The 3,235-nt window shown below is 69.7% G+C and carries 2 protein-coding genes; one reads left to right on the top strand and one right to left on the bottom strand.

Features of this window, described 5'->3' with window-relative positions; all coding sequences use genetic code 11:
- Window positions 1–105: 105 nt before the first annotated feature.
- A complete protein-coding gene (gene asnB / locus AC5RWT_RS35990; RefSeq protein ID WP_494084401.1) occupies window positions 106–1,626 on the bottom strand; it encodes an asparagine synthase (glutamine-hydrolyzing) in 1,521 nt (506 codons plus the stop codon).
- A 379-nt stretch (window positions 1,627–2,005) separates the two neighbouring features.
- Between asnB and AC5RWT_RS35985 the strand changes: the two genes are divergently transcribed.
- Window positions 2,006–3,235, top strand: a 1,230-nt coding sequence (locus AC5RWT_RS35985; protein WP_494084400.1) for an ATP-binding cassette domain-containing protein, incomplete at its 3' end; no start/stop codon positions are given.

Raw genomic sequence — 3,235 nt, 5'->3', positions numbered from 1 at the left:
GCACTGAGCTAGGAAACGCCGGCCTCCGTCTAGCCAAGCAACCCAGCTACGCCCACATTTCCGGCGTCTGGTTCCAGCCCGGTTCGGACTATGGAGCCGGCCCTCTCAGGCCTCCGCGAAACGCCCCACGGTCTTCCGTGCATCGATCCCCGGCAGCGCGGCGGCAAAAATGCGGTAATACGCCAGTTCCTCGCGGGTCCGCACAGGCGGATCCAGGACACCGGCTTCGCGCTCCAGCTCCGCTTCGCCAACTGAAGCTTCGAAGTGTTCGCGGAGCACATCGTTCATGCCGGTGCCTTCGCCGAACTGCTCCTTCGGCCGCCAGAGCACCTCGTGCGGAACCATCCCGTCGAAGGCTTTGCGCAGCAGCCACTTGGCGGGCCGCTCCGGTCCCGTCAGCTTCCACGCCGGCGGCAGCGCCAGGGCCAGTTCCACCACGTCCAGGTCCAAGAAGGGCAGCCGCGGTTCCAGCCCGTGGGCACCGGCCACCCGGTCCACGCGCTGCAGTCCGCCAATGGGCATGCCCTCAATCGTCTCCAGCAGCTCCTCGTGCAGCGCGGCGCCGGTCTCATGGCGGCCGTAGTGCGTGTAGCCGGCGAATAACTCGTCCGCTCCCTCGCCCACCAGCACGACCTTCACATGTTCAGCGGCCAGCCGCGACACCAGATAGTTCGGCACGGCGCTGTGCACCAGTGTGGGGTCAAAGGATTCGAGCTTGGCAATCACCTGCGGTACCAGGGCGATCGCGTCCTCGGCGGTGTAGACCAGTTCGTGGTGGTCCGTGCCGGCAGCAGCCGCCATCACCCGGGCGGCCAGTAAATCGGCACTGCCTTCCAGCCCGACGGCGAATGTTTTCAGCACCGTTCCGCGCTCCGCGGCCTTTCGGGCTGCCACGGCGGTGACGATGCTGGAATCCACCCCGCCGGAGAGCAGGACGCCCACCGGCACATCGGCCTCCAGACTCCGCTCCACGGCACGGACCAAGGCATCGCGCAGGGCGTCAAAGACCCACTGCGGCGGGTTCTCCTCCGGCCGCCGGCTTTTGAGCAACACCGGGGCGCCCGCAGGGAAGGCGGGGCCGGCAATCAGCCCGTCATCCGGCGTCCAGGCATGGCCCGGCGGAAAAGGCTCCACGAACGGCCGCCACTCGTCGTCGAACGCCTTCATCTCGGAGGCAAACAGCACCATTCCGTCATGGCGGGCCCAGTAGAGCGGGGACAATCCGAGCATGTCCCTGGCCGCGACAAACTGCCCGTCATCGCCTGCCATCACCAACGCGAACGGGCCCCAGAGCTTTTCGAAGGCCGCAACGCCCAGTTCCTCATACAGCTGCAGCGCGGCCTCCAGATCGGACCGGGTCCTGAAGCGCTCGTTCCCCAGCTGGTCCCGGATCCGGCGGTAGTTGTAGATTTCGCCATCGCCGACCAGCCAAGTGTCGCCGTCGCGGCCGGCCAGGGGTTGCTGCCCGTGTTCCGGATCGACAATGGCCAGCTGCCGGCTGCCCAGCCAGGATTTGCCCACCCGGCGCGAGCCCGAACCGTCCGGTCCGCGGTGTGCCAACCGGTCCAGCATCCGTTCGCCCGCTGTCGCATCCAACTCCCCGTAGGCAGCCACTATCCCTGACATCTGCATCCCGCCTTTGCGCTTGTCCATCTACTTTGGGCGCCGCACGCGGCCGGGCTCCGTCCGCCCCAGGCGCTGCGACGCGACTTCTCCAGCATAGCCAGCCGGCGCTCACGCGCTCCGCGCGCGTCTTGGCCCGCGCCGGCCCGGAGCACGCGCTGCCTCGTCCATCGCCCCCACGGCGGTTTCGACTCTTGGCGGCCCCGACCGCCCTCGTCGCACCCGCCCGCGGTTTTGACTTATGGCTGTCCCGACCGCCCTCGTCGCACCCGCCCGCGGTCCCGACGCACGGCGCTCCCCCACCGCCCGCGGTCCCGACGCACGGCGCTCCCCCACCGCCCGCGGTCCCGAACACCGGCGGTGGCTCCTTAGACTTGTAGGCATGACTGCAACGCTGGTGGCCAAGGACCTCTCGGGCGGCCACGGCCACCGCACCCTCTTCTCCAACCTGAACCTGACAGTCGCCCCGGGCGACGTCGTCGGCGTGGTCGGCGCCAACGGTGCCGGCAAGACCACCCTGCTGCGGATCCTGGCCGGCGCGGACGCACCGTTGGCGGGGTCGGTGAGCACGGCGCCGTCGGACGCCTTTGTCGGCTGGCTGCCGCAGGAACACGAACGGATTCCCGGCGAGACCATCGCCGCCTACATCGACCGCCGAACCGGCGCCGCGGCCGCCACCGCCGCCATGGAAGCCGCAGCCGAGGCGCTGGGCTCGGGCTCCAGGCAGGCCGACGATGCCTACGCCGCTGCCCTGGACCACTGGATGGCCAGCGGGGCCGCGGATCTCGAGGACCGGATCGCGCCCATGCTGGCCGAACTGGGCCTGGATGTTGGCCCGGACGCCCCGATGACCGGGCTTTCCGGAGGCCAGGCCGCCCGCGCGGCCTTGGCGGCCCTGCTGCTGAGCCGCTTCGACGTTGTCCTGCTGGACGAGCCCACCAACGACCTCGACCTGGCCGGCCTGGCCCGGCTGGAGTCCTTCGTCCAGGGCCTGCGCGGCGGCGTGGTGCTGGTCTCCCATGACCGCGAGTTCCTGGCCCGCTGCGTGACCACGGTGGTGGAACTGGACCTGGCCCAGAACAAGGTGGCGGTGTACGACGGCGGCTACGATGCCTTTCTGGAGGAGCGTGCCGTTGCGCGCCGGCACGCCCGCGAGGCCTACGACGAATTCGCCGAGAAGAAGGCGGACCTGGTGTCCCGGGCGCGGACCCAGCGCGAGTGGAGCTCCCAGGGCGTCCGCGATGCCATGAAGAAGAACCCGGACAATGACAAGATCCGCCGGAAGGCCAGCACGGAGTCCTCGGAAAAGCAGGCGCAGAAGGTGCGGCAGATGGAGTCCCGCATCGCGCGGCTGGACGAGGTGGAGGAACCGCGCAAGGAGTGGCAGCTGCAGTTCACCATCGGCGCCGCCCCGCGTTCCAGCTCCGTGGTCGCCACCCTGAACCAGGCCACCGTCCGGCGTGACGGCTTCACGCTCGGGCCGGTCTCGCTCCAGGTGAACGCCGGCGAGCGCATCGGCATCACCGGCCCCAACGGTGCCGGCAAGTCCACCCTGCTGCGCCTGCTGCTGGAACACCAGCAGCCCGACGACGGCGCCGCTGCCCTGGGTGCC

Source organism: Arthrobacter sp. Dra40, from assembly GCF_059091905.1.
This window is presented reverse-complemented; position numbering and strand designations above follow the sequence as displayed.

Bases quoted from the DNA above. Each gene is read 5' to 3' on its own strand.
- asnB (WP_494084401.1), bottom strand. From the start codon at position 1,626: ATGTCAGGGATAGTGGCTGCCTACGGGGAGTTGGATGCGACAGCGGGC.